Here is a 5,653-nt window from a genome sequence, read left to right on the forward strand (position 1 = left end):
GCTTTAGCCTGATGATAGCTGCTGACCTTAAACAAGCGGCGGCAATAATCAAGAAAGTAGCCATAGACAGCGCCCATCAGCATTGACACCACGATGTTCGAACTTACTGCAGCCGTAATCTGATGCCAGTCTGCGCCAACCGTCAGCAGAATAATCACATACACCGGCGACTGGAAGGTGACATAAGCCAGCACATCCGCCAGATTTTTTGCCCATCCTGCCTGCGTGGCTTTACGGGCCGCGCGCATGAACAAATCACGATACATGCCGTATGGCCACGCGATCAGTATGTTGACAGGGATAGCGACTAATCTGGAATACAGCGACTGTTCGAAGCTCATTCCAGAAAGGAATATTTCGATCAACATGTTCACGACAGAACAATAAACAACCATCGCGAACGTGTCTGCTACTGCATGACGCAAGCGTGACTGCGGAGAGAACATGTTAATGCTCCTTGTAAAAAGGGGAAAAAAGGTTTTGAATACCTTAACTGCTAGTGATTTGTCTTGCTGCTTTCGCGTTTCAATAGGATATCTGCCTGGATAATAACTAGCAACTAGCTGGAAATTTTTATTTATTGTCTTTTTGTCGATAAAATGCTCTGTAATGGTTTGTTTTTTGTTCGTTTTGGTGTTTTCGTTGCTGTGTTAATTAAAGTCTTTTTAGATCAAAGAGTTATTGTTGCTTGTTTTTCTGAATTTTTTGCGCTCCTTTTCTGAATGTTGACTGATGTGCAATATGTATACTCGTTGGTTCCACGAGATGCTGTGGCTTGTTTCTTAAGTGACGCGCTGAGATACCTTGCAGGTATATTCAAAGCTGCAATCAGGGTAATAGAATATATTGTCTGGGCGATAGCAGAATGGATGCTATAAATATCAGAGTTGGCTATTTGTTTAATGATAAACGAATAAATTAGACTGGAAATATAATAATTGGTTGCATACAATATTTAGCGTAATACCGTTTTTATGTTTTACGTTAAAGAGGTTTTGTTAATATGAGTTCAATGTTAAAAAACTTAAATAATATCCGCTCGCTGCGTGCAATGGCTCGTGAATTTTCCGTTGATGTACTGGAAGATATGCTTGAAAAATTCAGGGTAGTGACCAAAGAACGGCGCGATGAAGAAGAACAGCTACAGCGCCAACGTGCAGAACAGCAGGCAAAAATTAATGCCTTGCTGGCGCAGATGCAGGCAGACGGGATCAGCCCGGAGGAGCTGCTGAGCATAACACCTGCGACGGCACGTTCAGTTACAAAACGCCAACCGCGCCCGGCGAAATATCGTTTTATCGATCTCAATGGTGAAACGAAAACATGGACCGGACAAGGTCGCACACCGAAGCCAATTGCCCAGGCGCTGGCTGCCGGTAAATCTCTTGATGACTTTTTGATCTAATTGCGAAGGCGGTGAGGAGATCCTCACCGCTTATTTTCAGCAAACGCCGAAATCACCCTCTTCGGTATATCGCGTGACATCAGCTGCTTTCAGCGTGAATTTATCACCGCTTTCATTACTGGCTTGTACCGCCACAATTTGATCGTCATTGACTTCAACAACCTTCAGTTTTGGACCGCCCATACGCGGTTGAACCAGATCGCCAGGTTTAAACATATTGTTGCGCTCCTTTATTTATCATTTATCGCAGAACTCACCATAGATCACGTCAACCGGCGGGTACAGTGCTGTTTCAATGATTACCGCTTAATGAGTACGTCGGTTCCAGGGCATGATGTCCAGTAATCGCGCCATACCGCAAAAGCCGGTTACGCCAGCGAGTATCAGCCCGGCGCCCACAAAACCGCTCAGCAAGAAGAAGGCGCTGCTAACGCTATAGCCCAGAATAACGCCGAGTAGGGCAAGGCTGCCTGCGGCTATCTGCACCTGACGCATCAGCGGTAACGGTTGTGAACTGTCTTTCGCCACCGGCAACCCTGCGGCTTTCCAGCCGTCAATTCCACCTTCCAGCAACCAGACCTGCGCGGGTGCGGCGATGGCGCTCAGTTTTGTTGCCGCATTTTGTGTACGTTTGCCTGACTGGCAGTGAAAAATCACCTGCTCGGCGCGTAAATTCGCTGGCAGCGATCCCTGCTCAAGCGTGGGTAATGGCGCCAGATGTGCCTCAGGAATATGCTCGTGCAGATACTCGTCAGCATCGCGGATATCAATCAGTTTTGCACCCTGCGCGACCAGTGTCTGCGCCTCGCGTGGGGAAATCGTCCCAATAGTCATGATGGCTCCTTATGGGCAATACAGTGTTTTTAATGTGGCGATCAGCGAATTCACGGCCGCATTTTTAATGGAGTAGAGGATGCGCTGGGCATCGCGCTGGCTTTCTATCAGACCTTCTTCACGCATACGCGCCAGATGCTGGGATGTGGCGGAAGGACTAAGGCCGGTAACACGGGCTAACTCACCCGCGCTGGTACCGGGTGAACCACAGAGCATGCACAAAATCAGCAACCGTTTCGGGTTACTCATCGCTTTTAGCAGGGCGGCAGCCTGTTCAGCGCTGGCCTGGAGTTGTTCAAGTTCAGTCATATGTATTTAAGTATTATCTAAATTAAGCGTATTCTAAAATAAGTAACCAACGTACGCCAGCGTAAAGAGCGTAAAGGAGGGTAAAACAGCCGCGGAATACTGGCAGAGTTGGGTAGAATGGCTACTCTTAGAGATAAAATCTCTTTTTAAACAATGATTAATTTTTGCTTGTAGGGAGTGTGCATGGGTTTCTGGAGAATCGTTTTTACTATTATTCTGCCCCCGCTTGGCGTGCTGCTGGGGAAGGGATTCGGCTGGGCATTTATCCTCAATATCGTTCTGACGCTGCTGGGCTACATTCCTGGTTTGATCCATGCCTTCTGGATACAGACGCGTAATTAATTCCTTTCAACTACGGCGCTTTGGCGCCGTTTTCTTTGTGCCCCTTTCTCCTCTGCTACACTTTTGGGTGTTGATTGTTAATTACCGAGGTGGATATGGGACTCTTCAATTTTGTAAAAGATGCAGGTGAAAAACTGTGGGATGCGGTCACTGGAAACCATGACACAGCCGATCTGGCAAAAAAAGTGCAGGAACACCTGAACAAAACCGGCATCCCTGATGCGGATAAAGTGGACGTGCAAATTAACGAAGGCAAAGCCACGGTTTCTGGTGATGGATTAAGTCAGGAAGCAAAAGAAAAAATTCTGATCGCGATTGGTAATATCTCTGGTATCGCCAGCGTAGATGATCAGGTTAAAACCTCTGCACCCGCGAGCGAAAGCCAGTTTTATACCGTGAAATCTGGGGATACCCTGAGCGCTATTGCCAAACAGGTTTACGGTAATGCCAACCTATATAACCAGATATTTGAAGCGAATAAACCAATGCTAAAAAGCCCGGATAAAATCTATCCTGGGCAGGTTTTACGTATTCCGGAACAGTAATGTTATTCAGGCTTATTGCGTCAGTAATTTACCGGACATAGCCTGTTGAATAATCGGAATCGGCGTCAGCAAGTGCTGGCGCATTAATTCGCTGGCGCACGTGGCATCACGTGCCAGAATCGCTTCGGTCAGCGTCTTGTGCTGATCGTGTTTGTCTTCCAGCATTTCAACCGACAGCACCGTTTTACGTAGCCAGATAAACCGGTAGCGCGCCGCCAGAGAGAACAGCCGTTCGCGCATTTGCAGCAGATATTGTGAACCACAGCCAGCGACAATCGCCGAGTGAAATGCCTGATGGCGCTGATCCCACTCGTCGAGCATCTGTTCGCTGGCGTCAATGGCTTCAAGCTTACTGAGCATATGCGCGCGCGCCAGAATTTCAGCTTCCCAGGCGTCGTCGCCGCGTTCAATGGCCAGCGCGACCAGCATGGCTTCCATATTGGCGCGGGCATCGAAAATATCGAGCAACTCCTGCTCTGACATCGGGGCGACACGATACCCTTTCTGATTAACCACTGTCACTAACCGCTCGGCAACTAACTGCGAAAGCGCTTCGCGCAGCGGTCCCACGCCTAGCTCATAGCGGGAGGTTAGCAGACTCATACGCAGTTTTTCATCAGGCTGATACACACCGCGGATGATGTCGTTTTTCAGCCAGCGGTATCCATCAATGGCCGTCGGTTGGGGAATGGCGGTCATGGTCATACTCCTGAAAGGATTTCCCGGCCTGCGCCGGGAACAGGTTTAATGCGTATTTTGCAATGGTGCTTTTTGCCACGATAGCAGTTTTTTCCAGCGTGACATAATGGGCACGGTGCAAATAATTCCTATGGCTAACAACCCGGTAGAGATAACTTCCAGCTGTTGGGCCGGGCGAAACAGCATGACCACCAGCACAAAGATAATAAACGCGATGACCAGCCAGGTAAGCCACGGATAGAGCCACATTTTCAGTTTAATTTCACCGCCTCGCGCCAGCAGGATTTTGCGCATCCGCAGTTGAGAAACGGCAATGACCAGATACACCAGCAGCGCGATGGCACCGGAGCTGTCGATCAGGAATTTAAACACCTTGGCCGGGGCGTAATAGTTGACGATGACGGTGAGGAACGCAGCACCTGTCGACAGTAATACCGCCACATAAGGTGTTTTGCTGCGGTTAGTTTTACCCATAAAGGCGGGGGCATCGCCACGGCGGCTCAGGGAGTAGAGCATACGCGATGACGTATACAGCGCGGAGTTAAGACAGCTGGTCACCGACAGCAAAATGACGCAGTCCATGATCAATTTCGCGTGCGGGATATGCAGTAGCTCCAGCACCGAGCGGTAAGAACCGACTTCTTTCAGGCCCGGCATGTTCCACGGGATCAGCGCCACCACCACAAAAATAGAGCACAGATAGAAGATAGAGATACGCCAGATAACCGAGTTGGTGGCGCGAACGATATGTTTATCCGGGGTATCGGATTCGGCGGCGGCGATGGTAACTATCTCTGCGCCCATAAAGGAGAACATGGTGATTAACATCGCGCTGATCACGGCGCCAAAACCGTTGGGCATAAAGCCGCCCTGATCCCACAGGCGTGAAACTCCGCTAACATCGGCATAAGGGTAGAAACCGCTAATCGCCGCCGCACCGAGGGTAATAAACGCCAGAATGGCAATCACTTTGCACAGCGCCAGCCAGAACTCGAATTCACCGTAATTTTTAACGCTCAGCAAGTTACTGCCGGTTAACGCCAGCGTGATAACCAGAGAAAACAGCCAGATAGGAATGCCCGGTACCCAGGAGTGCAGAATGATGGCGGCAATATTCGCTTCCAGAGGGATAACTAACACCCAGAACCACCAGTACAACCAGCCGATGGTGTAACCCGCCCACGGGCCAATGGCCTTATCGGCGTAAGTGGAAAAAGAACCGGTATCCGGGGTGGCAACGGCCATTTCGGCCAGCATGCGCATAATCATCACCACCAGCAATCCGGCGAACAGATAGGCTAATAATACTGCGGGACCGGCTTCTGCAATCGCCACACTTGAACCGACGAACAGACTTGCGCCGATTACCCCGGCAATAGACAGCATGGTGACGTGGCGTGATTTCAGCCCGCCCCCTAAATCATGTGATTGTGACACTTGCCCCATCTTTAAACCTCGTTATTGTTATTGACGTCGCTTCCTGCACCTTACCCGTAGGCCCGGTAAGCGTAGCGCCACC

Annotated in this window: 9 protein-coding genes; 3 read left to right on the forward strand and 6 right to left on the reverse strand. The window is 49.5% G+C overall.

Going from position 1 to position 5,653, the window contains the following annotated elements:
- A partial coding sequence (locus FDW94_RS21830) for an L-alanine exporter AlaE (protein ID WP_003037259.1) occupies nucleotides 1–446 on the reverse strand: 446 nt, incomplete at its 3' end.
- 557 nt (nucleotides 447–1,003) lie between these two features.
- On the opposite strand from FDW94_RS21830, the gene stpA reads away from it, so the two are divergent.
- On the forward strand, nucleotides 1,004–1,405 hold the full coding sequence (gene stpA, locus FDW94_RS21835) for a DNA-binding protein StpA (protein ID WP_103285678.1): 402 nt from the start codon (nucleotides 1,004–1,006) through the stop codon (nucleotides 1,403–1,405).
- 36 nt (nucleotides 1,406–1,441) lie between these two features.
- On the opposite strand, the gene FDW94_RS21840 is transcribed toward stpA, so the two are convergent.
- The 3 genes from FDW94_RS21840 to FDW94_RS21850 all read right to left on the reverse strand — a co-directional run bounded on the left by FDW94_RS21840 (nucleotide 1,442) and on the right by FDW94_RS21850 (nucleotide 2,548).
- Complete coding sequence (locus FDW94_RS21840; protein WP_003825999.1) at nucleotides 1,442–1,621, reverse strand: hypothetical protein; 180 nt, start codon at nucleotides 1,619–1,621, stop codon at nucleotides 1,442–1,444.
- 90 nt (nucleotides 1,622–1,711) lie between these two features.
- Entirely contained in the window at nucleotides 1,712–2,239 is a 528-nt protein-coding gene (locus FDW94_RS21845; protein ID WP_008785603.1) for a rhodanese family protein, read from the reverse strand.
- A 9-nt stretch (nucleotides 2,240–2,248) separates the two neighbouring features.
- Nucleotides 2,249–2,548: a metalloregulator ArsR/SmtB family transcription factor gene (locus FDW94_RS21850; protein ID WP_003037247.1), complete on the reverse strand. Its 300-nt coding sequence runs from the start codon at nucleotides 2,546–2,548 to the stop codon at nucleotides 2,249–2,251.
- A gap of 183 nt (nucleotides 2,549–2,731) precedes the next feature.
- Between FDW94_RS21850 and FDW94_RS21855 the strand changes: the two genes are divergently transcribed.
- Together FDW94_RS21855 and lysM are read left to right on the forward strand one after the other, a co-directional pair.
- On the forward strand, nucleotides 2,732–2,890 hold the full coding sequence (locus FDW94_RS21855; RefSeq protein ID WP_003037242.1) for a YqaE/Pmp3 family membrane protein: 159 nt from the start codon (nucleotides 2,732–2,734) through the stop codon (nucleotides 2,888–2,890).
- A gap of 95 nt (nucleotides 2,891–2,985) precedes the next feature.
- Nucleotides 2,986–3,435 (forward strand): peptidoglycan-binding protein LysM, encoded by a 450-nt coding sequence (lysM, locus tag FDW94_RS21860; RefSeq protein WP_003037241.1) that lies wholly within the window; start codon nucleotides 2,986–2,988, stop codon nucleotides 3,433–3,435.
- 12 nt (nucleotides 3,436–3,447) lie between these two features.
- Here the strand turns inward: lysM and csiR are convergent, their stop codons facing one another.
- The gene (gene csiR / locus FDW94_RS21865; protein WP_032944692.1) at nucleotides 3,448–4,134 is read right to left on the reverse strand and encodes a DNA-binding transcriptional regulator CsiR; all 687 of its coding nucleotides are present in this window, start codon (nucleotides 4,132–4,134) and stop codon (nucleotides 3,448–3,450) included.
- Nucleotides 4,135–4,179: 45 nt separating this feature from the next.
- Nucleotides 4,180–5,580, reverse strand: coding sequence for a GABA permease (gene gabP, locus FDW94_RS21870; RefSeq protein WP_003839698.1), 1,401 nt, complete (start codon nucleotides 5,578–5,580; stop codon nucleotides 4,180–4,182).
- Nucleotides 5,581–5,653 lie beyond the last annotated feature (73 nt).

The organism is Citrobacter sp. wls757, assembly GCF_005280935.1.
Lineage (GTDB): Bacteria > Pseudomonadota > Gammaproteobacteria > Enterobacterales > Enterobacteriaceae > Citrobacter > Citrobacter portucalensis.